Annotated in this window: 16 protein-coding genes; 10 read left to right on the forward strand and 6 right to left on the reverse strand. The window is 63.2% G+C overall.

The features are described from left to right. Window positions 1-13 precede the first annotated feature (13 nt). The 4 genes from AC1TPF_RS25435 (at window position 14) to AC1TPF_RS25450 (ending at window position 6,068) form a co-directional block, all read left to right on the forward strand. A complete protein-coding gene (locus AC1TPF_RS25435) occupies window positions 14-1,933 on the forward strand; it encodes a fumarate reductase/succinate dehydrogenase flavoprotein subunit (protein ID WP_482145675.1) in 1,920 nt (639 codons plus the stop codon). Between the two features lie 11 nt (window positions 1,934-1,944). Next, window positions 1,945-2,691 carry a succinate dehydrogenase/fumarate reductase iron-sulfur subunit gene (locus tag AC1TPF_RS25440; protein ID WP_482141883.1) on the forward strand — a complete coding sequence of 249 codons (747 nt, stop codon included), beginning with the start codon at window positions 1,945-1,947 and terminating at the stop codon, window positions 2,689-2,691. Between the two features lie 150 nt (window positions 2,692-2,841). After that, entirely contained in the window at window positions 2,842-4,695 is a 1,854-nt protein-coding gene (gene treS / locus AC1TPF_RS25445) for a maltose alpha-D-glucosyltransferase (protein ID WP_482145676.1), read from the forward strand. Further along, entirely contained in the window at window positions 4,692-6,068 is a 1,377-nt protein-coding gene (locus AC1TPF_RS25450) for a maltokinase N-terminal cap-like domain-containing protein (protein WP_482145677.1), read from the forward strand. Before treS ends, AC1TPF_RS25450 begins: the two co-directional genes overlap by 4 nt. A 25-nt stretch (window positions 6,069-6,093) precedes the next feature. On the opposite strand, the gene AC1TPF_RS25455 is transcribed toward AC1TPF_RS25450, so the two are convergent. Both AC1TPF_RS25455 and AC1TPF_RS25460 read right to left on the reverse strand, forming a co-directional pair. After that, window positions 6,094-6,618: a 2'-5' RNA ligase family protein gene (locus AC1TPF_RS25455; protein WP_482145678.1), complete on the reverse strand. Its 525-nt coding sequence runs from the start codon at window positions 6,616-6,618 to the stop codon at window positions 6,094-6,096. Continuing rightward, on the reverse strand, window positions 6,619-8,949 hold the full coding sequence (locus AC1TPF_RS25460; RefSeq protein ID WP_482145679.1) for a molybdopterin-dependent oxidoreductase: 2,331 nt from the start codon (window positions 8,947-8,949) through the stop codon (window positions 6,619-6,621). It lies immediately after the preceding gene. Window positions 8,950-8,992: 43 nt separating this feature from the next. Here AC1TPF_RS25460 and AC1TPF_RS25465 point away from each other — a divergent pair, with 43 nt between their 5' ends. Further along, window positions 8,993-10,057 (forward strand): isocitrate/isopropylmalate dehydrogenase family protein, encoded by a 1,065-nt coding sequence (locus AC1TPF_RS25465; protein WP_482145680.1) that lies wholly within the window; start codon window positions 8,993-8,995, stop codon window positions 10,055-10,057. Window positions 10,058-10,072: 15 nt separating this feature from the next. On the opposite strand, the gene AC1TPF_RS25470 is transcribed toward AC1TPF_RS25465, so the two are convergent. Next, window positions 10,073-10,867 carry a class I SAM-dependent methyltransferase gene (locus AC1TPF_RS25470; RefSeq protein WP_482145712.1) on the reverse strand — a complete coding sequence of 265 codons (795 nt, stop codon included), beginning with the start codon at window positions 10,865-10,867 and terminating at the stop codon, window positions 10,073-10,075. Window positions 10,868-11,042: 175 nt separating this feature from the next. Between AC1TPF_RS25470 and rpsA the strand changes: the two genes are divergently transcribed. After that, entirely contained in the window at window positions 11,043-12,536 is a 1,494-nt protein-coding gene (gene rpsA / locus AC1TPF_RS25475) for a 30S ribosomal protein S1 (RefSeq protein ID WP_482141890.1), read from the forward strand. A gap of 56 nt (window positions 12,537-12,592) precedes the next feature. Here the strand turns inward: rpsA and AC1TPF_RS25480 are convergent, their stop codons facing one another. After that, a complete protein-coding gene (locus AC1TPF_RS25480; RefSeq protein ID WP_482145681.1) occupies window positions 12,593-13,930 on the reverse strand; it encodes a serine hydrolase domain-containing protein in 1,338 nt (445 codons plus the stop codon). Between the two features lie 255 nt (window positions 13,931-14,185). Between AC1TPF_RS25480 and aztD the strand changes: the two genes are divergently transcribed. Further along, window positions 14,186-15,430, forward strand: a complete 1,245-nt coding sequence (gene aztD, locus AC1TPF_RS25485) for a zinc metallochaperone AztD (protein WP_482145682.1) — start codon at window positions 14,186-14,188, stop codon at window positions 15,428-15,430. A gap of 114 nt (window positions 15,431-15,544) precedes the next feature. Continuing rightward, window positions 15,545-16,462, forward strand: a complete 918-nt coding sequence (gene coaE, locus AC1TPF_RS25490; RefSeq protein ID WP_482145683.1) for a dephospho-CoA kinase — start codon at window positions 15,545-15,547, stop codon at window positions 16,460-16,462. 21 nt (window positions 16,463-16,483) lie between these two features. Here the strand turns inward: coaE and AC1TPF_RS25495 are convergent, their stop codons facing one another. After that, window positions 16,484-16,993, reverse strand: a complete 510-nt coding sequence (locus AC1TPF_RS25495) for a ribonuclease FAU-1 family protein (RefSeq protein ID WP_482145684.1) — start codon at window positions 16,991-16,993, stop codon at window positions 16,484-16,486. Window positions 16,994-17,068: 75 nt separating this feature from the next. Here AC1TPF_RS25495 and uvrB point away from each other — a divergent pair, with 75 nt between their 5' ends. Together uvrB and AC1TPF_RS25505 are read left to right on the forward strand one after the other, a co-directional pair. Then, window positions 17,069-19,225, forward strand: a complete 2,157-nt coding sequence (gene uvrB / locus AC1TPF_RS25500; protein WP_482141895.1) for an excinuclease ABC subunit UvrB — start codon at window positions 17,069-17,071, stop codon at window positions 19,223-19,225. 198 nt (window positions 19,226-19,423) lie between these two features. Further along, the gene (locus AC1TPF_RS25505; RefSeq protein ID WP_482141896.1) at window positions 19,424-19,870 is read left to right on the forward strand and encodes a universal stress protein; all 447 of its coding nucleotides are present in this window, start codon (window positions 19,424-19,426) and stop codon (window positions 19,868-19,870) included. On the opposite strand, the gene AC1TPF_RS25510 is transcribed toward AC1TPF_RS25505, so the two are convergent. Next, a complete protein-coding gene (locus tag AC1TPF_RS25510; RefSeq protein WP_482145713.1) occupies window positions 19,858-22,056 on the reverse strand; it encodes a HelD family protein in 2,199 nt (732 codons plus the stop codon). The genes AC1TPF_RS25505 and AC1TPF_RS25510 overlap by 13 nt on opposite strands. Between the last annotated feature and the right edge of the window lie 44 nt (window positions 22,057-22,100).

Consider the following 22,100-nt stretch of genomic DNA (forward strand, 5'->3'; position numbering starts at 1 on the left):
GAGCCATTGCTAGATGACCGAAACCGAACGCCACCAATACGACGTTGTTGTGATCGGGGCCGGTGGTGCCGGCCTGCGGGCAGTCATCGAGGCCCGGGAGAAGGGTTACTCCGTCGCGGTGGTGTGCAAGTCGTTGTTCGGCAAGGCCCACACCGTCATGGCCGAAGGTGGTTGTGCCGCATCGATGGGCAACGCCAACTCGAAGGACAACTGGCAGACCCACTTCAAAGACACCATGCGCGGCGGCAAGTTCCTGAACAACTGGCGCATGGCGGAACTGCACGCCAGAGAGGCACCGGATCGGGTCTGGGAGCTGGAAACCTATGGCGCGCTGTTCGATCGGACCGCTGACGGCCGAATCGCCCAGCGCAACTTCGGTGGTCACACCTATCCGAGACTGGCGCACGTCGGCGACCGGACCGGCCTCGAACTGATCCGGACCATGCAACAGAAGATCGTCTCGCTGCAACAAGAGGACTACGCGGCCACCGGGGACTACGAGGCGCGTATCAAGGTGTTCGCCGAGTGCACCATCACCGAACTGCTCAAGGACGGCGATGCCATTGCGGGAGCGTTCGGATACTGGCGTGAATCCGGCCGCTTTGTGCTGTTCGAAGCTCCGGCAGTGGTGCTGGCGACCGGCGGTATCGGTAAGTCCTTCAAGGTGACGTCCAATTCGTGGGAGTACACCGGCGACGGACATGCACTCGCGCTGCGGGCCGGGGCCAGCCTGATCAATATGGAGTTCATCCAGTTCCATCCGACCGGCATGGTGTGGCCACCCAGCGTCAAGGGCATTCTCGTGACGGAAGGTGTCCGCGGCGACGGTGGCGTCCTGAAGAACGCCGACGGCAAACGGTTCATGTTCGACTACATCCCGCCGGTGTTCAAGGGGCAGTACGCTGAAACGGAAGAAGAGGCCGACAAGTGGCTCGCCGACAACGACAGTGCACGCCGCACACCCGATCTGCTGCCGCGTGACGAGGTCGCCCGCGCGATCAACGAAGAGGTGAAGGCAGGCCGCGGCACCGAACACGGCGGCGTCTACCTCGACATCGCTTCCCGGATGCCGGCAGACGAGATCATCCGCCGGCTGCCGTCGATGCACCACCAGTTCAAAGAACTCGCCGATGTCGACATCACGGCGGAACCCATGGAGGTGGGTCCGACCTGTCACTACGTGATGGGTGGGATCGAAGTCGATCCGGATACCGGGGCCGCACGCGTACCGGGCCTGTTTGCGGCCGGTGAGTGTTCGGGCGGCATGCACGGCTCAAATCGTTTGGGTGGCAATTCCTTATCCGATCTGTTGGTGTTCGGACGGCGTGCCGGGCTCGGTGCGGCGTCGTATATCGAATCGCTGCAGACGCGACCCACGGTCGCGGCCGCGGATATCGATCGGGCGGCGGCGTTTGCGTTGGCGCCTTTCGATCCGCCTGCCGAGGGCAAGCCAGAGAATCCCTACACATTGCACACCGACCTGCAGCAGTCCATGAACGACCTCGTCGGCATCATCCGGAAAGAGTCGGAGGTGCAGGAGGCGATCGAGGTCCTCGACAACATCCGCGGCCGACTGTCCGGCATGCAGGTGGAAGGGCACCGCCAGTTCAATCCGGGCTGGCATCTGGCGGTCGACCTGCGAAACATGCTGCTGGTCTGTGAATGTGTCGCCAAGGCGGCACTCCTGCGCACCGAGAGCCGTGGTGGCCACACCCGCGACGATCATCCCGCGATGGACCCGAACTGGCGCAACACACTGCTGGTCTGCACCGCCGACCTCAGTGACGATTCGCCGGTCCCGGAGGTGACGGTGGTCAAGGAGGAGCAGACCCCGATGCGTCCGGAGCTGTTGGAACTCTTCGATTTCCCCGAGATCGAGAAGTACTACACCGCCGGCGAAATCGCCGGTCACCCTGACGCCGGCGGCAACTAGGAGAAACTGACATGGGCTATGACGCGAAGTTCCGGGTGTGGCGTGGTGACACTGCGGACGGCGACCTGCAGGACTACACCGTGCTCGCCAACGAAGGTGAGGTGGTGCTCGACATCATCCACCGGCTTCAGGCCACCCAGACCCCGGACCTGGCTGTGCGCTGGAACTGCAAGGCCGGTAAGTGTGGTTCGTGTTCGGCGGAGGTCAACGGCCGTCCGAAACTGTTGTGTATGACCAGGATGTCGACATTCACCGAAGACGAGGTCATCACGGTCACGCCGCTGCGCACTTTTCCGGTGATCCGCGACCTGGTCACAGATGTCTCATTCAACTACGCGAAAGCCCGTGAGATCCAGTCATTCACGCCGCCCGAAGGCCTCGAGGCGGGGGAGTACCGGATGAAACAGGTCGATGTGCAACGGTCGCAGGAGTTCCGCAAGTGCATCGAGTGTTTCCTCTGCCAGGACGTCTGCCACGTTGTCCGCGACCATGAGGAGAACAAAGAGAACTTCGCCGGTCCGCGCTATCTGATGCGTATCGCCGAACTCGACATGCATCCACTCGATGTGGCCGAGCGGCGAGATTCAGCCCAGTCCGAACACGGTTTGGGACTGTGCAACATAACCAAATGCTGCACCGATGTGTGTCCCGAACACATCAAGATCACCGACAATGCGCTGATCCCTATGAAAGAACGTGTCGTCGACCGCCAATACGATCCGCTGGTGTGGTTGGGGAACAAGCTCTTTCGCAGGTAGCCGGCAGCCATTGGTTCCACCCGCGCACTGCGGATGACGATCGCTTGTGTGGATGAACGCGATCCGCGATGGCCGCAGACCGGGCCAACTCCGGCAGCAGCCCGTAGGGTTGGAAACGGAACATCGCCGAGTGAGACAACCGAGGTGTGTATGCCCCTGGAGAATCAGCCGGACTCATCGCGACCGCCACTGGGCCTGTCCGAGGCTGAGCACACAGCCGACGGACATCTGGTCGAGGCGCAGTCCGATGACTTCGATCACGCGAAGCCGCTGCGTGTAGACAATGAGTGGTTCAAGAAGGCCGTGTTCTACGAGGTGCTCGTTCGTGCCTTCAACGACTCGAACAACGACGGAGTCGGAGATCTACGCGGTTTGACCGACAAGCTCGACTATCTGGCATGGCTGGGTGTCGATTGCCTGTGGTTGCCGCCGTTCTACGATTCGCCGTTGCGCGATGGCGGTTACGACATCCGGGATTTCCGGACCGTCCTACCCGAGTTCGGAACGGTGGACGACTTTGTCGAGTTGCTCGACCAGGCGCACCGTCGCGGGATCCGCATCATCACCGACCTGGTGATGAACCATACGTCCGACAGCCACCTGTGGTTCCAGGAATCACGCTCCGATCCGGAGGGCCCGTACGGCGACTACTACGTCTGGGCCGACGACGATGCGAGATATCCGGACGCGCGCGTCATCTTCGTCGACACCGAGATCTCCAACTGGACGTGGGATCCGGTTCGCGGGCAATACTATTGGCACCGTTTCTTCTCCCACCAGCCCGACCTCAATTACGACAATCCCGAAGTCGCCGAAGCAATGATCGATGTGTTGCGGTTCTGGCTCGACCTCGGGATCGACGGGTTTCGGCTCGACGCGGTGCCGTACCTGTTCGAGCGGGACGAGACCAACTGCGAAAATCTCAGTGAGACGCACCAGTTCCTTAAACGCTGCCGCAAGGTTGTCGATGACGAATACCCCGGACGAGTCCTTCTGGCCGAGGCAAATCAGTGGCCGGCCGATGTGGTCGAGTACTTCGGCGAATCGGAAGTCGGCGACGAATGCCATATGGCGTTCCACTTCCCGCTGATGCCACGAATTTTCATGGCGGTTCGCAGGCAGAACCGATTCCCGATCTCGGAGATCCTCGAACAGACACCGCCGATTCCGAAGTCGGCCCAGTGGGCGATCTTCCTGCGCAATCACGATGAGTTGACGCTGGAGATGGTCACCGACGAAGAGCGTGACTACATGTACGCCGAGTACGCCAAAGACCCACGGATGAAGGCCAACATCGGGATTCGGCGCAGACTCGCGCCGTTGCTCGACAACGACCGAAACCAGCTGGAACTGTTCACCGCATTGTTGTTGAGTCTGCCGGGATCTCCGATGCTCTACTACGGGGACGAGATCGGTATGGGCGACAACATCTGGCTCGGCGACCGGGACTCGGTGCGTACCCCCATGCAGTGGACACCCGACCGCAATGCCGGCTTCTCGCGGACCGATCCGGCGAGGATGTATCTGCCGGTCATCATGGATCCGACTTACGGATTCCAGGCGCTGAATGTCGAAGCGCAGATGTATTCGACCAACACGCTGCTGCACTGGACACGGCGCATGATCGAAGTGCGCAAGCAACATCCGGCCTTTGGGCTGGGGACCTTCACCGAACTCGGCAACAGCAATCCGTCGGTGCTCACCTACCTGCGGGAATTGGCGCCGTCAGCCGAAGAGCGTCGATCCAGCGACGTCATCCTCTGCGTCAACAACCTGTCCCGCTTCCCGCAGGCCGTGATCATGGACCTGTCGATGTTCGACGGCCGGATCCCGGTGGAGCTGACAGGGTCGATACCGTTTCCGAAGATCGATTCCGCGTCCTACATGGTGACGCTCCCTGGCCACGGGTTCTATTGGTTTGCGTTGCAACCGGACCCGGCTGATGCCGGTGTCGCCCAGGGATATCCACTCAGCAGCGAAGCAGAGGCGGCGGTCCAAACATGACTGTGAACTTGCCCGATGATCAGGAGTTGGCCACCGGATTGACGCAATGGCTCCCACAGCAGCGGTGGTTCTCGGCGAAAGACCGCCAAATAGTGGCGGTGCGGGTGATCATGCGGGTTCCGTTGGCTGCCGACGACGGCTACGCGGCCGAATACGTGGTGGTCTCTGTCGAATTCAGTTCTGGCCCCGACCTGCGATACCAAATCCCGCTCGGATATCGCACGCACCTGTCGGAACCGCTGCTGACGTGGGCGGTGACTGATCCGGTGCCGGAGGAGGCGAGCGCCTATGACGGGTTGCAGGATCCAGACCTGACCGGGCGCCTCCTGACTGCGCTGGCCACCGATGAGCGCATCGGGCCCTTGCGATTCGAGGCCTTGCCCGGTGGTGTTGTCGACTCGCAGGCGCCTGGTCGGGTCATGAATGCCGAGCAGTCCAACACGTCGGTGGTATTCGGTGAGTCCCTGCTGTTCAAGATATTCCGGCAACTCGAGGTCGGGATCAATCCTGACGTGGAACTACATCGCGCCCTGAGCGAAGTCGGGTGCAAGCATGTGGCCGAGCTACGCGGCTGGATCGAAGCGGACATCGATGGTGATCCGACGACGTTGGCCATGGCGCAGGAGTTCGTCGACAACGCCGCCGACGGGTGGAGCATGGCGCTGATCAGTGTGCGTGATCTGTTCAGCGAGGCCGACCTGCATGCAGCTGAGCTGGGAAGCGACTTCGCCGCGGATGCCGAGCGACTCGGCGCGGCACTGGCACACGTGCATGCGGATCTGGCCCGGAGCCTCGGCGTGAGCGAACGCAATGGCAACGGCTCGGTGATCAGTGAGATGCGGGCACGATTGAGCGCCGCGGCGGAATCGATTCCTCAACTGGCAGCCCTGCGCGAGCCGGTGTCGGCGGTATTCGACCAGGCCGCCGACGCGGGCCCGACACCTGTGCAGCGAATCCACGGCGACCTGCATCTCGGTCAGGTTCTGCGAACACCGTTGACCTGGTTGCTGATCGACTTCGAAGGCGAACCGCTCAAGTCGGTGGCCGAACGCCGATTGCCCGACAGTCCGTTGCGCGATGTGGCAGGCATGCTCCGGTCGTTCGACTATGCCGGTCACCATCTCCTGGGCGAGGCAACCCCGGGGCGCACCGGGCAACTCGAGTTCCGTGCCTGGGAATGGGTGGAACGCAACTCGGCGGCATTCTGCGACGGGTATGCCGCCGTGACCGGTGAAGACCCCCGAGCCCACTCCGCGTTGCTCCGGGCCTACGAACTCGACAAGGCCGTCTATGAAGCGGTGTACGAGGCGCGTCACCGTCCGGCATGGTTGCCGTTGCCGTTGAATGCGATCGAGCGACTCGTCGCCGTGTGACCTCTGATCCCGTGCTCGGTGTGCGTCAGATCAGCCGGAACTCTTCACGGGTGTCGCCGTTCCAGCGGCGCAGGCCTGCGACGTGTGCGGTGAACATCTCCGGGTGGTCACTGATGGCCCGCACGATGTGTCCGAGCTGACCTGGCAGCAGCCGGCGGGCGAGTGTGATGTGTGGGGTCCAGCCGCCGGGCTGGATATGGGGCAGCGGCCGTCCGCCGATATGTGGTCGGGTCGTGGCATATACCCGGGCATGCACACCCAAGAGGTTTTCGGATGGGACCACCAGGCGGGCGGCGGTACCGCGGCGACCCCAAAACAGTAGGAGCGCTCCGACATTGACGGGCATCCCGACAACATCGGGTATCGCGCCGAGCTCATCGTCCACGGCGGCGTCGATCGAGTCGGCTGCGACCAGGGTGACGTGCGGTCGATTGGACGTCGACCGGATATTGCCCTGGCTGGGCAGTCCGGCATCGGTGATCTTCTGCCACTGCTGTCCGATGACGGAGTTGGTGGCCTCATCGAAGATGAGCTCGATCGAGTGCGCCATTCAGCGCCGGCTCCACTGCTTCTGGTCATGGGCGGTAACTGTCGGAACATCGCCGCGATAGACCTCGATCTCGACTCGGACGAGTTGTCCGGTCGATCCCTGTGACAACCGGGACGTGCCGACGTCGCGGGTGAGGACATTCGGATTGCCGTGGACGCAGTCGGCGATGTCGGGGGCGCTGTAGTCGAACCAGGCGCCGGTGGACAGTTGCGCGATGTTGGGTGTGACCCGGTTGTCGATGACCGCACCTGCCAGCATCTGAGCGGTCTGACTGCGGACCAGAACCAGATCGCCATCGGCGATGGACCGCGAGGCGGCGTCGTCGGGATGGATGCGGATCGGCTCTCGGCCTTGCACTTTCGACGCGGCGCTGTAGGCGCCGTGATCGAGTTGGCTGTGCAGTCGCGTTTTCGGATTGTTCGCGATCAGGCAGATCGGGTACGCACCGGAGCCGAGTCCGTCGGCCTCTGGTGGGGCGAGCCAGGCCGGGTGCGGCGGGCAGTCGTCGTAGCCGAAGCCCGCGATGGTGTCAGAGAAGATCTCGATCCGGCCGCTCGGGGTTGGCAGCGGATGCGCGGTGGGATCGCTGCGAAACTCTTGGTAGAGAGTGTGTTCGGTGTCTGCGCCAGAAAGCTCGAGTCTGCCCTTCTCCCAGAATTCTGCGAAGTTCTCCTGCGGGGTGTGTTCTTCGGGTGTGGCGCGACGCCAATCCTCGTACATCTTCTCGAGCCAACCGGGTTCATCGAGATTCTCGGTGAAGGCATCGAAGACGCCGAGGCGTTTGCTGAGCTGGGCAAGGACGTCGAAGTCGCTCATCGACTCACCAACCGGTTGGGTCACCTGCCGCATGGCGATCATGGTCTGGTCGTACCGCCCGCAGCCGATGTCGTTGCGCTCGAGCGTGGTGGTCACCGGGAACACGATGTCGGCGTGGCGTGCGGTTGCCGTCCAGAAGGGTTCGTGCACGATGACGGTCTCCGGTTTTTGGAAGGCGCGCCGGAGCCGGACCAGGTCCTGGTGGTGGTGGAACGGATTGCCGCCGGCCCAGTAGACCAATTTGGTGTCGGGATAGACCTTGGTCTGCCCGTTGAACTCGTAGCTCTCGCCGGGGTGGAGCAGCAAATCCGCAATGCGCGCCACCGGGATGAACTCGTTCACCGGGTTGGCGCCCTGGAAGAACGTCGGCAGTGAATAGGGGAGTTTGGCCGCACCCATGCCACCGGTCGAACCGTAACCGTGACCGAAACCGCCTCCGGGAAGACCGATTTGACCGAGGAACGCGGCCAGCGCGATGGAAGCCCACAATGGCTGCTCGCCGTAGGTCGCTCGCTGCAACGACCACGACGTGGTCACCATCGTGCGTTTGGATGTCATCCGCCGAGCCAGGTCGGCGATCGAATCGGGATCCATGCCGCAGAGCTCTGCCGCCCACCGCGTGTCCTTGACAACGCCGTCGGGTCCGCCGCGCAGATAGTCGGCGAACCGCTCGAAGCCAACGCAGTGGCGGCCGAGAAAGTCCCGGTCGCAGAGGTTTTCGTCGAGCAGTACCCAGCACAGCGCCAGCATCAGTGCGGTGTCGCCGGCCGGAGTGATGGCGATCCACTCGTCGTGCTCCGTCAGCTCCAGGTCGTCGGCCAGCGGACCGATCAACACGAACTGCGCACCGTTGTCGTGTGCGGTATCGATGGCGCCGCGCACGATGTGTTTGCTGATGCCGCCGCCGTTGATCTGGAAGTTCTTGGCGGGGATGCCACCGAAACACACAAACAGCTCGGTGTGCCGGCTCATCACCTGCCACGTCGTCGGGTTGTACAGCGGCGCCTCGCTCCCGACGATGTGCGGGAGCAGCACGCTCGATGCACCGTGGCTATAGCTGTGTACCGATCGGGTGTAACCGCCGAGGCAGTTGAGGAAACGATGTATCTGGCTCTGTGCGTGGTGAAATCGGCCCGCACTGGCCCACCCGTACGAGCCACCGAAGATTGCGCGGTTACCGAAGGTGTCGCGCACGCGTTCCAACTCGCGAGCCGCCAGGTCGAGCGCGTGATCCCACGTCACCTCGACGAACTCGTCGTCGCCGCGAGCGCCGTCGGCGCCGGGCCCGTTGTTCAGCCATTGGCGGCGAACATACGGATGCAGGATCCGGGCGCCGGTGTCGAGCGACGCGGGGATGTTCCCCAGGAGCGGCGAGGGATCGGGGTCGGCGGAGTCCGGCTCGACATGCATTACGTCACCGTCGACGGAAGCGGTGAAGACACCCCAGTGCGAACTGTTGGTCGCTCCCGAACTTTTGGCCGATGCCGATCTTGTCACCCATGCTTCGTCAGGCATGTCCCTCAGTGTTGCAGCTCCGCCATCTGGAAGCATTGTCGCCATGATGCAGTGCTACCGGATCGGACTGATCAATGGTGACGGGATCGGTCCCGAAGTCGTCCCGGCGGCCGCGCGCATCACCGAAGCCGCACTGACAAATCTCGACCGTGCGGTCGAATGGGTACCCCTCGACATCGGCCGCGCGGCGATCGAGTCCGCGGGTGAGGCAATCCCCGAACAGACGCTGTCCGCGCTGGATGAGCTGGACATGTGGATCCTCGGACCCCATGACTCGGCGGGCTATCCGGCCGAGCATCGCACCGGTCTGACACCGGGTGCGGTGATCCGAAAGCGCTTCGATCTCTACGCCAACATTCGTCCCGCAGTGGCTTATCCGGGGGTTCCGGCGGTGAGTCCGCAGATGGATCTGATCATCGTGCGCGAAAACAGCGAGGGGCTCTACGCCGACCGGAACATGGCGCGCGGGACAGGGGAGTTCATGCCGACACCCGACGTCGCCCTCTCGGTCGGCGTGGTCACCCGCGCGGCGACCGAACGAATTGCGGTGTCCGCGTTCGAGCTTGCGATGACGCGGCGCAAACAGGTGACGATCGTGCACAAGGCCAACGTGCTGACGATGACGACCGGACTGTTCCGCGACGTCTGCCTGCAGGTCGGGGAGCGGTACCCGCAGGTACAGATCACCGAACAGCACGTCGACGCGATGGCCGCGCACCTGGTGCGGCGCGGGCACGAGTTCGACGTGGTGGTCACCGAAAATCTCTTCGGCGACATCTTGTCTGACCTCGCCGCCGAACTCGCGGGTTCACTGGGCCTGGCCGCGTCGATCAACACCTCGGCGACCAAGGGGATGGCCCAGGCCGCCCACGGCGCCGCGCCCGACATCGCCGGGCGCGGCATCGCGAATCCGGTGGGCATCATCGGGTCGGCCGCGATGATGCTGGATTGGCAGGCGGCCCGATCCGGTGACAACAACCTTGCCGACGCCGCCACCCGTATTCGGGCAGCAGTCGGATCAGCGTTGTCGCAAGGGGTCGCCACCCGTGATCTCGGCGGTTCCGCCACCACCACCGAGTTCACCGAGGTCGTACTGCGCTTGATCTGACTCCGCGGACTTCGGTCAGGGCTTTCTGCAACAGAAAATGGCGGTGCCCGGAAAATGTTGACCGCGAAGCGGACTCCATTGACCCCACTCCCGGTCGAAGCCCTCCGGCCATTCCGGCTCGATGAGGTCGTCGAGAATCAAGCCGGCCGCCCGGATCTCCCGGATCCGATCGCCGACGGTGCGGTGATGTTCGACGTACGACACAGTCCCGTCGTCCTCGGTCTCCACATACGGGGTGCGGTCGAAGTAGGAGAGCATCACGGTCAGTCCGGCAGGCCCTGGATCATCCGGGAACATCCACCGCATCGGATGGTTCACCGAGAAGACCCACTTCCCACCGGGCTTGAGCACCCGCGCCACCTCGGCCATCACCCCCGCGGAGTCCGCAACAAAGGGCACGGCCCCGAATGCCGAGCACACCGTGTCGAACACCTCGTCGCGGAATGGGAGCTGTTCGGCGCCTGCCTGGACCAGCGGCGGCTGTGGACCGCCGCGCGCCATCGCCATCTGACCCCGCCGCAGCATTTCCCGCGACAGGTCGAGGCCCACCGCGTGGGCACCCTGCCCGGTGAGCCATCGACTGCACGGCGCCGACCCGCAGCCGATCTCGAGAACGGTTTTTCCGGTAACGTCGCCGAGTAGGTGAACGTCTTCTTCGCGGAGCCCTTCGGGGCACCAGACGAAGTCGCCGGCCGCGCTGCCGGCTCCAAGGAATTCGCCGTGGCTGACGTGATATTCGTCGGCGTCGGCGTCCCACCAGCGACGATTCGCCGCGGCACTCGTCTGCGAGTCCACGGAGCCGCGCAACAACGGGTGCGACTCGCCGGTATTTGCCCAGCCCACCGGGCCTGGCGTATCCTCAACCACGCGCGTGCCTGAGCTCGTGTGGTTCTACATGCCGATCACTTTGGAGTGATACGTGTCGTTCCAGCAATATCTGCATTATCTGTCCCTACAACCCAACCTGTCCGGAGCCATCTAACATATGCCGTCCACGACCATTACCTCGCCGCAAGTAGCCATTAACGATATTGGCTCGGCTGAGGATTTTCTTGCTGCCATCGATGCAACTATCAAGTACTTCAATGATGGTGACATCGTCGAGGGCACCATCGTCAAGGTTGACCGTGACGAAGTGCTGCTCGACATCGGTTACAAAACCGAGGGAGTGATCCCGTCCCGCGAATTGTCCATCAAGCACGACGTCGACCCCAGCGAGGTCGTCAGCGTCGGTGACGTGGTGGAAGCACTGGTCCTCACCAAGGAGGACAAAGAGGGTCGGTTGATCCTGTCCAAGAAGCGCGCTCAGTACGAGCGTGCGTGGGGCACCATTGAAGAGCTCAAGGAAAAGGACGAGGCCGTCAAGGGCACCGTCATCGAGGTCGTCAAGGGCGGCCTGATCCTGGACATCGGTCTGCGTGGATTCCTCCCCGCATCGCTGGTGGAGATGCGTCGCGTGCGCGATCTGCAGCCGTACATCGGCAAGGAGATCGAAGCCAAGATCATCGAGCTCGACAAGAACCGGAACAACGTCGTCCTCTCGCGCCGTGCATGGCTCGAGCAGACCCAGTCCGAGGTGCGCAGCGAGTTCCTGCACCAGCTGCAGAAGGGCCAGGTCCGCAAGGGCGTTGTGTCCTCGATCGTCAACTTCGGCGCATTCGTCGATCTCGGCGGCGTCGACGGCCTGGTTCACGTCTCCGAGCTGTCTTGGAAGCACATCGATCACCCGTCCGAGGTTGTCGCAGTCGGCGACGAGGTCACCGTCGAGGTTCTCGATGTCGATCTGGACCGCGAGCGCGTATCGCTGTCGCTCAAGGCGACCCAGGAAGATCCGTGGCGCCAGTTCGCTCGCACCCACGCCATCGGCCAGATCGTGCCCGGCAAGGTCACCAAGCTGGTTCCGTTCGGTGCATTCGTGCGGGTCGAAGAGGGCATCGAAGGCCTCGTCCACATCTCGGAGCTGGCCGAGCGCCACGTCGAGGTGCCGGATCAGGTTGTCGCCGTTGGTGACGACGCGATGGTCAAGGTCATTGATATCGACCTCGAGCGTCGCCGGATCTCGCTGAGCCTCAAGCAGGCCAACGAGGACTACACCGAAGAGTTCGACCCCTCGAAGTACGGCATGGCCGACAGCTACGACGAGCAGGGCAACTACATCTTCCCCGAGGGCTTCGATCCCGAGACCAACGAATGGCTCGACGGATTCGACAAGCAGCGGGAAGTGTGGGAGTCGCGCTACGCCGAGGCAGAACGCCGCCACAAGATGCACACCACTCAGATGGAGAAGTTCGCCGCTGCCGCCGAGGCCGCTGCCAACGCTCCGACTGATTACTCGTCGGATTCGGCTGACAAGGATGGTGACGACGCTGCGACCACAACGGCATCGTCGTCCTCGTCGTCCGCTCCGAAGAGCGGTGGCTCGCTGGCCAGCGACGAGCAGCTCGCTGCTCTGCGCGAAAAGCTTTCGGGCAACGCCTGATAGAGCTGTAACGCAAACCGCCCCCGGCCTTTCGGTCGGGGGCGGTTTGTTTTGGTTCAGCCGCCGCCGGTGTCTTCCGCTGCATCGTCGATGTCCTCGCCGGTGTCGTCGGCAGGCCCGGCGTACACGTACGGGACCAGCGACTTGGCGACCATCGCGGCAGGCGGCAGCCCGTCGGCGGTGGGGGCCAAGTTGCCCCAGACCACCATCGTCACGTCGTTGACCGGGTCGTAGCCCATGAACGAGTTGTAGCCGGGCATCTCGCCGATGTGCCCGAGCAGCGGTCCCATCTGTGCGATGCCGTAGCCGTAGCCGTATCCGGAACTCGCCGGGTCGTCGGGATCAGAGGGCTCGATGCTGTCCATCCTCAGCTGCTGGGTTTTCGCATCGAGCAACCGGCCACTGCCCAGGGCCTCCACCCAGATCGCCAGGTCGTTGGCGGTCGAGATGCCCTGTCCCGCGGCCCACGTCCACGAGGGATTGTCCTTGGTGGTGACCCTCGGTTGGACCGTGCCCGCCTCGATCGCTGCCAGGCGCTCGGGCGGAAGAGACTCCTTGCCTTCGCCCAGGGTTTCGAGGTTCCCGCTGTACGAGTATCCGCTGACATACGGAGCCGGGATGGAGGTGTCGGTGTTGGCGGGAAATGACGTGCCCGTCATGCCGAGTTCCGAGAAGAACCGGTCCTGGAAGACCTGTGCGAGCGGTTTGCCGTCGAGTTCCTCGGCGATCAGACCGAGCAGGACAGTGTTCGTGTTGGAGTAGTGGTACTCGGTGCCGGGAGCCGAATACGGCGGGTTGGCGAAGGCGAGAGCCAGCAGCTCCTCAGGCGTCCACACCCGTTGGGTGTCGTCGTCGAGGGCCGTGTTCAGTTCGAGTGTCGCGGTGTAGTTGTAGAGCCCGCTTCGCATGTCGAGTAATTGGCCGATGGTGATGTTCTCCCCGTTCGGGACATCTGGCCGGTATTCGGAAACCGGATCGTCGACCGAGATCTTGCCTTCCTGGACCATCTGCATGATGGCGGTACCGGTCCAGGTCTTTGTGTTCGAGCCGACGCGAACCCTGGTGTCGACGGTGGGTTCGTCGGTGGAGTCGATTCCGAGTGTGCCCCACGCGTTCGTGTAGTCACCCTGGGGCGTCCGGATCAGCACCAGCATCCCGATTTCATGGAACCCGGTGGCGAGTTCGTCGACCACTGCGTCCATGGCGGCGGTGTCGAGGGATACCAGCGCACTGTTCGACGTTGAACTGCTCGTGGTCGATGATGTGTCTGCATCAGATGAGCAGGCGGTGCCAACCAGTGCGGTCGTGAGCATCAAGGTGACTGCGACGGATTGTCCCGACCGCCGGGTTCGACGGTGATAGTCCTTGGTGTTCAACAGATTCGGTGACAACATGTGTGCTCGCTTCCGGTGTGCCGATCGCGCCGAGGACACCGGATCCATCTGGGCGACAGGGATGTTCGGTAGAGCTTCGGGGGACCACATGGGCCGCTCGGGAATCCAGCACGCGCCGATCCCGACAGGTGGGACGCTCCGTGTGGGGTAGTGCGACGGTACCTCCCGATCGCATCTGCAGGACGCGGTTGCGCCAATGAGCTATGCAAACATTGCTTTTTGACAATCATTGTCATTAAGGCGGACGATTCGGGTGTGAAAAATACTCGCGCCGTCCAATTGATCACCGTTCTCTGTGTCGGGGGTCTACTTGTCGCCTGTGGAACCGACGACGGCACCACCACCTCAACCACTGCCGAGAAACCCTCGGGGAGCGCAGCTGCCGGTTCTGATCCCGTTGAACAGACCTCGGCCACCAAACGGCTGGCATTCACTCACGATGACGGCATCGTGATCGTCGATGCAGACGATCTCAAGCCGGTCGGAGACATCGCGACCGAGGGATTCATCCGGCTGAATCCGGCCGGCGATGGGCGCCACGTATTCGTGTCCCGGCCCGAAGGATTCGGTGTCCTCGACATGGGCACGTGGACACGCCAACACGGTGATCACGGCCACCACTACACGGCGCAACCGGCGATGACGGAGCTGACTTTCGGCGGGAGGGAGCCAGGACACGTTGTGGCACATCATGATCGGGTCACGCTGTTCTCTGACGGCACCGGTGGGATCGATGTGGTTGCACCCGCCGAACTGTCGCGTGGCAAGGCTCAGACGGAACGCCATCAGGTACCGGCGCATCACGGTGTCGCCGTGGCGCGCGCCGATGGCACCCTGGTGACAACAGTGGGTACCGAAGAATCCCGCAGTGGCATCCAGATTCTCGGACCCGACAACGCGGTGCTCGCAGGCAACGATCAATGTCCCGGTGTCCATGGTGAGGCCATCGCCGCCGGCGAAGCGCTCGCATTCGGATGCCAGGACGGTCTTCTGGTGGTGCAGGGCAACAACATCCAGAAGATCGCCAGCCCGGACGTCTACGGGCGGATCGGCAATCAGGCAGGCACCGAAGCGTCACCGGTGGTACTCGGTGACTACAAGGTGGACAAGAATGCCGAGCTCGAACGTCCGACCCGGATCAGTCTGACCAACACTCAGACCGCTGAACTCCGACTCGTCGAATTGGGTACCAGCTACAGCTTCCGATCACTGGCCCGCGGACCGCAGGGGCAGGCGCTGGTCCTGGGCACCGATGGCGACCTCCACGTGATCGACCCCGCTTCGGGCACCACGACCAAACGGATCGCGGTCATCGAGGACTGGGCTGAGCCCATCGAGTGGCAGCTTCCGCGTCCGACGCTGTTTGTCATGGAATCGACCGCCTACGTCACCGATCCGGCGAACAACAAGATCGTCGCGGTGGACCTCGACAGCGGCGACATCACCGCCCAGAACGAGTTCGCCGCGGCTCCGAACGAGCTGACCGGTGTCACGGGTTGACCCAATGGCTTGATCGTCCACCCGCTTTCGTTCCGTCCCGTCCAGATCCCGGCGGGCTGGTGCAAAAGCGGGTGGATGCGGGAAGACAACGGGTCGATCTGCAACACTGGGTCGGTGATTCGAGTAGGCCTGACCGGCGGTATCGGCGCCGGAAAATCCACGGTGGCACGCACGCTGACAGAGCGCGGTGCGTATCTCATCGATGCTGACCTGATCGCCCGGGAAGTCGTGGCGCCGGGATCCGACGGTCTCGCGAAGCTTGTCGAGGCGTTCGGAGCAGACATCCTGCTCCCCGACGGCGCCCTCGACCGGGCGGCATTGGCGGCCAAGGCCTTTGTCGATGACGAGCAACGCAAGAAGCTCAACGGCATCACACATCCGCTGGTTGGTGCCCGCGCGGCAGAACTGCTCGAGGCGGCGCCTGCGGATGCGATCGTGCTCCAGGACATCCCGCTGCTGGTGGAGAACCGGACCGCGCCGTTCTTCCATCTCGTGGTCATCGTGCACGCCGAGGAAGACGTCCGGCTCGCTCGCCTGACGGGACAGCGCGGCATGCCGGAAGAGGATGCCCGCGCCCGGATCCGGTCGCAGGCGAGCGTCGAGGATCGGCGTGCGGTCGCAGATGTCTGGCTCGACAACAGCGGTACCCCGGACGATCTCGCAGCACTCGCGGCCACACTCTGGGACGAACGGCTCGTGCCGTACGAGCGTGGGGTCCGCACCCGTGTGTGTGCACCACAACCGACGGCGGAGGTGGCCTACCGAGAGCAGTGGCAGGTCGATGCGACCCGGCTGGCGGATCGGCTGCGGTTGCTCGGCGCCGACAAGATCGTCGACATCAAGCATGTGGGCCCCACCTCAGAGGTCGGATCCGCGGCCGTCGACGTCATCGACTTCGACGTAGCGCTGGCTGCAGGGGCGTCGGCAGCAGATCTCGTCGACCCGCTCTCGGACGGCGGATTCCCGGTGAGCAGTCCCGGAGTGCACGCCAACGCCGATCCCGGGCGGGCTGTGACGATCAGACTGGTGTGACGGTCACGCTCGACTGAGGGCTCACTCCCACACCAGTGCTACGCCCTCCGCCGCGAGCCAGGCCTCGACGTCGTCACCATGTGTGGCGGCCCCGGTCATCGTCCGGGCTGCGATGTGGACGGCTGCCTCGGCGTGCTCGCGGGGGAGCAGCCCGGCGGCATGGGCGTCGAACAGTTCGTCGACGTCTTCGAGCTCGATCTGTCCCGAGCGCTCGATCAGGTCGAGGTACCAATCCTCGGAATGCCAGCACCCCTGTGCGTCGGGACGCGTGAACTCCCCGATGTCGAGGTAGAGGCGTTGGTCACGTTCGAACCCGGGACGAAAGTGGAAGATGGTGGCCCGGAGTCCGAAGTCGGGGAGCAGCCAGGACTGGAGTCGGCTGAACTTTCGGTGGTCGGCGGGCCGGTCCATGTAGAGGCCGAATTCAGTGGCCCGGTAGACATCTACCTGGCGGATGAACCCTTTCGGATCGGTGTTCGTGCGCCCGGGTACGTCGAATGTCTCGTGTTTGGGCGGATGAATCGCGTCCATCGCGTCAACCTAGCCCAGTGCGATGTTCACTGTCGGCGTACGCGCCGTGTCGGAGGTCGCGTTTACTCTGATGACATGGCCTTTGCAGCAGAACATCCGATCATTGCGCACTCGGAATTCCGCCCGGTCGGGGAGATCGAACGTTCGGCGGCCACCTTTGAGGTGGTCAGCGACCACTCGCCGGCCGGTGATCAGCCGGCGGCGATCAAGCAGCTGGAGCAGCGCCTGGCCAAGGGTGAGAAAGACATCGTGCTGCTCGGTGCCACCGGTACCGGTAAATCCGCGACCACCGCGTGGCTGATCGAGAAGGTCCAGCGGCCGACCCTGGTGATGGCGCCGAACAAGACCCTCGCCGCCCAGTTGGCCAACGAGCTACGTGACATGTTGCCCAACAACGCCGTCGAGTATTTCGTGTCGTACTACGACTACTACCAGCCAGAGGCGTACATCGCGCAGACGGATACCTACATCGAGAAAGACTCGTCGATCAACGACGACGTCGAGCGACTTCGCCATTCGGCGACGTCCAACTTGCTGTCGCGCCGCGACGTGGTCGTGGTGGCATCTGTGTCGTGCATCTACGGTCTCGGTACACCGCAGTCCTACCTCGATCGTTCGGTGCAACTCGACGTCGGACAGGAGGTCGACCGTGACGCGCTGCTGCGACTACTCGTCGACGTCCAGTACAGCCGCAACGATGTCAGCTTCACCCGAGGCAGTTTCCGGGTGCGCGGCGACACCGTCGAGATCATCCCCTCGTACGAGGAACTGGCGATCCGCATCGAGTTCTTCGGCGATGAGATCGAGGCGCTGTACTACCTGCACCCGCTGACCGGAGATGTCGTCCGGCAGGTCAAGGGGCTGCGCATCTTCCCGGCCACCCACTATGTGGCCGGTCCCGACCGGATGGAGCGGGCCATCGTCTCCATCGAGGCCGAACTGGAAGAGCGGCTCGCCGAGCTGGAGGGCAAGGGCAAACTGCTCGAGGCCCAGCGGCTGCGGATGCGGACCAACTACGACGTCGAAATGATGCGGCAGGTCGGGTTCTGCTCCGGAATCGAGAACTATTCACGGCATATCGACGGCCGTGGTGCCGGCACCGCGCCCGCCACCTTGATCGACTACTTCCCCGAAGACTTCTTGATGGTCATCGACGAGTCGCATGTGACGGTGCCGCAGATCGGCGCCATGTACGAGGGCGACATGTCGCGCAAGCGCAACCTGGTCGATTTCGGGTTCCGGTTGCCGTCGGCCGTCGACAACCGTCCGCTGACCTGGAGCGAGTTCACCGATCGCATCGGTCAGACGGTGTACTTGTCGGCAACGCCCGGGAAATACGAGTTGGGGCAGTCGAACGGTGAGTTCGTCGAGCAGGTCATCCGCCCGACCGGCCTGGTCGATCCGCAGGTGGTTGTCAAACCCACCAAGGGGCAGATCGACGACCTGATACATGAGATCCGGGAACGCACCAAGAAGAACGAGCGGGTTCTGGTCACCACGCTGACCAAGAAGATGTCGGAAGACCTCACCGACTATCTGCTGGAGATGGGTATCCGGGTGCGTTACCTGCACTCGGAGGTCGACACGTTGCGCCGTGTCGAACTCTTGCGACAGCTGCGGCTCGGTGACTACGACGTCCTCGTCGGAATCAACCTTCTCCGTGAGGGTTTGGACCTGCCCGAGGTGTCGTTGGTCGCGATTCTCGATGCCGACAAGGAAGGGTTCCTGCGGAGTACCACCAGCCTCATCCAGACCATCGGCCGTGCGGCCCGAAACGTCTCCGGTGAAGTGCACATGTACGCCGACAAGATCACCGACTCGATGCGCAACGCCATCGATGAGACAGATCGTCGACGCGAGAAGCAGGTCGCCTACAACAAGAAGATGGGTGTCGATCCAAAACCGTTGCGTAAGAAAATCGCCGACATCCTCGACCAGGTCTACGAAGAAGCCGAGGACTCTGTCGCCGTCGGCGGTTCCGGCCGCAATGCCAGTCGTGGACGGCGCGCGCAGGGCGAACCGGGTCGAGCCTCGACCTCGTCGGGTGTTCTCGAAGGCCGGGACGTGTCTGCGATGCCACGCGCCGAACTGGCCGACCTCATCGGTGCGCTCACCGATCAGATGATGAATGCTGCCCGCGACCTGCAGTTCGAACTTGCGGGTCGCCTGCGCGACGAAATATCCGATCTCAAGAAAGAATTGCGCGGTATGGACGCCGCAGGCATCTCCTAGCCGATCTCCCGCAGATACATGTGACGTGAGTGACAGTAAGTGTTGTTGCAGGTCAGCGGGCATGGTGGCGTGCGCTTCGGTGGATACCCAATTGTTGGCCGCGGGTATCGATATACCCTCTCGGAAGGCAACGCCCCCTTCTCGGAAGGCATTGCCGCGGAGCGTATCCACATGCAAGCACGTTTATTGGAGGAATGAATGAGCGCATACCAGACCGTCGTAGTGGGAACCGATGGATCTGAATCGTCGATGAAGGCTGTGGAACGAGCGGGGGCGATCAGTGGGGACTCGGCAAAGTTGATCATTGCCTGTGCGTACTTCCCGACTGACGACAAGGACTTCTCTGCGGCATCAGATGTGCTCAAGGACGAGGCTTATCAGGTGCACGGGTCTGCGCCGACCGAAGAGATTCTTCGGAGTGCCAAAGAGCGGGCGGCCGCGGCAGGTGGCGTCAACATCGTCACCCGCCCAGTCGTCGGCTCGCCGGTGGACGCGCTCCTGAACCTGGTGCAGGACTCCAAGGCCGACCTGCTCGTGGTCGGCAACAAGGGTCTCAACTCGATCGCAGGCAGGTTGTTGGGATCGGTTCCGGCGGACGTCGCCCGCAAGTCGCGGTGCGACGTCCTGATCGTTCACACGGTCTGAGCGGACTGCCTCAGAGGCTCGGGCAACTCGGCGCTGTGCACAATTGCCAGCTGCTGGGTTGCCCGGGTGAGCGCGACATATAGGTCGCCCCATCCTCGCGATGATTGATGCACGATCATCGTCGGCTCGATCACGATCGTGCGGTCGAATTCCAGACCCTTGCACTGCGCCACCGTGAGAACGGACAGCTCTCCTGTGCCCTCGAGATTCTCAGTGGCACTGCGGATCTCGTCGACCAGATCGTCGGGTGCGATGATCGCGGCGATACCGTCGAGAGGTTCGGTGGCGAGCCGACCGGCTACCGCACCGAGCTTGTCGGCCGATGTGTGTTCGAACACCGGGGGCCGCCCGCTCGACCTGATCGAGGTGGGCGCCGACATCTCTTTGTCGATCTGTTCGAGAATCGGTGCCGCGACCGCCATGATCTCGCTGGGCGTGCGGTAGTTGACCGTCAGGTCGAACTTGCGCCACCGCTGTGCGACATACGGCGTGAGGACTTCGCCCCAGGAATTCGTCCCGGCCGGATCGCCGGTCTGCGCGGTATCCCCGATGACGGTCATCCAGCGATTCGGGATGCGGCGCATGATCATTCGCCAAGCCATCGCCGACAGTTCCTGCGCCTCGTCGACGATCACGTGCCCGAACGTCCACGTGCGGTCGTTGTAGGCGCGTTCGGCCGTGGTCAAAGCCACCCGGTTGGTCTGGCGTGCGGCGAGTTGTTCGGCGTCGATCAGGTCGTACGCCATCAGGATCTCCGGATCGAGTTCGTCCTCGAGATCCTGTGGTGCCGAACCGGTCAGGATGTCGAGTGCATCCTGTGCGTCCGAGAGCTTTTGGCGCCACTGGGCGCGTTCGCGTTCTTCATCGTCGTTGTCGTCGATGCCGATGATCTCGGCCAGTTCGTCGAGCAACGGGGCGTCGGCGGCGCTGAAACCACCCCGCTCGGTACGGAGAAGTGCGTCGCGGTCGGATTGCGACCAGCCCGGCGTCGCGGACTTGATCCGCTCGGGCGACGTCAGTAGATCGGCCAGCACCACATGCGGGGAAAGCTGTGGCCAGAAGTGCGCCAGTGCGGCGGTGATATCCGGGTCTTCGCGCATCTCGTCACGAATGTCCGCGATGTCGGTGCCGCTCAACAACTGTGAACCGTCGACAACGCTGGATCCGATGCGTTCGGCATGTTGCTGGGCCAGAGCGTCGAATGCCGAGCGCAGGAACACCGATCGGGCATGGTTGTGCGGCCGCCTCGATGACCGGGCCCGACCGCGGGCGCGCTGGATCACCTTGCTGGTGATCGCGACCTCATAGCCCTCGAACTTGCGGATGATCGGCGATGTGGGCAGCTCTTGCCGGTCCCGGACCGCTTGTTTCAAGACCTCGACGATGGCCAGGTCGCCCTTGCGGGTCGATGCCACCGGATTGTCTGTGAGGGTGGCCCGTACGCCCGGATAGAGGTCGCCGATGGTCGAGAGGAGCACGCCGCTCTCACCGAGCGAGGGGAGCACCTGTCCGATGTACTTCAGGAAGGTGGTGTTGGGCCCGATGATGAGAACGCCACTGCGCGCGAGGGTTTCGCGATAGGTGTACAGCAGGTACGCGGCGCGGTGGAGCGCGACCGCGGTCTTGCCGGTACCCGGACCGCCCTGGACCACCAGCGCTCCCCGGTGCGGTGACCGGATGATGACGTCCTGCTCGCGCTGGATGGTTTCGACGATGTCGTTCATGTGCCCGGTGCGGGCGGCATTGAGCGCGGTGATCAGAGCCGTCTCGTTCACCACATCGCCGTGGCCGGTGTTGTCGGCATCGGCGATCTCGGTGACGTCGAGGCGTTCTTTGTTGATCGCGGTGATCTTGCGATTGCGGGTCCGGACGTGACTGCGGACCTGGACGTCTTCCGGTGAGGCCGGCGTCGCGAGATAGAACGGGCGACTGAGTGGTGCACGCCAATCGAGCAGGAGAGTGCTGTCCTGCTCGTCGTCATCGAGGATGCCGATACGGCCGATCCGGCGAACCTCACCGTTCTCGAGGTCGAGGCGACCGAAATAGAGATTGTGTTCGGCAGCATCGAACTTCGTCAGATCGTCGTTGTACAGACGCTCATAGGATTCGCGTTCGGAACGTGCCTGCGGAGTGCCGCCGGTGTCGCGCAGAGCAGATGCCAACCGCGTCTGGGTATTGCGGCGCATCCGGTCCAGACGACCATATACGCGATCCAGATGGTGTTGCTCGG

The sequence above is a fragment of the Williamsia sp. Y853 genome (assembly GCF_056786495.1).

Excerpts from the sequence above, each read along its gene's own strand:
- AC1TPF_RS25435 (WP_482145675.1), top strand. The coding sequence starts at position 14 with ATGACCGAAACCGAACGCCACCAATACGACGTTGTTGTGATCGGGGCC.
- AC1TPF_RS25440 (WP_482141883.1), top strand. The coding sequence starts at position 1,945 with ATGGGCTATGACGCGAAGTTCCGGGTGTGGCGTGGTGACACTGCGGAC.
- treS (WP_482145676.1), top strand. The coding sequence starts at position 2,842 with ATGCCCCTGGAGAATCAGCCGGACTCATCGCGACCGCCACTGGGCCTG.
- AC1TPF_RS25450 (WP_482145677.1), top strand. The coding sequence starts at position 4,692 with ATGACTGTGAACTTGCCCGATGATCAGGAGTTGGCCACCGGATTGACG.
- AC1TPF_RS25455 (WP_482145678.1), bottom strand. The coding sequence starts at position 6,618 with ATGGCGCACTCGATCGAGCTCATCTTCGATGAGGCCACCAACTCCGTC.
- AC1TPF_RS25460 (WP_482145679.1), bottom strand. The coding sequence starts at position 8,949 with ATGCCTGACGAAGCATGGGTGACAAGATCGGCATCGGCCAAAAGTTCG.
- AC1TPF_RS25465 (WP_482145680.1), top strand. The coding sequence starts at position 8,993 with ATGATGCAGTGCTACCGGATCGGACTGATCAATGGTGACGGGATCGGT.
- rpsA (WP_482141890.1), top strand. The coding sequence starts at position 11,043 with ATGCCGTCCACGACCATTACCTCGCCGCAAGTAGCCATTAACGATATT.
- AC1TPF_RS25480 (WP_482145681.1), bottom strand. The coding sequence starts at position 13,930 with ATGTTGTCACCGAATCTGTTGAACACCAAGGACTATCACCGTCGAACC.
- AC1TPF_RS25495 (WP_482145684.1), bottom strand. The coding sequence starts at position 16,993 with ATGGACGCGATTCATCCGCCCAAACACGAGACATTCGACGTACCCGGG.
- uvrB (WP_482141895.1), top strand. The coding sequence starts at position 17,069 with ATGGCCTTTGCAGCAGAACATCCGATCATTGCGCACTCGGAATTCCGC.
- AC1TPF_RS25505 (WP_482141896.1), top strand. The coding sequence starts at position 19,424 with ATGAGCGCATACCAGACCGTCGTAGTGGGAACCGATGGATCTGAATCG.
- AC1TPF_RS25510 (WP_482145713.1), bottom strand. The coding sequence starts at position 22,056 with ATGCGCCGCAATACCCAGACGCGGTTGGCATCTGCTCTGCGCGACACC.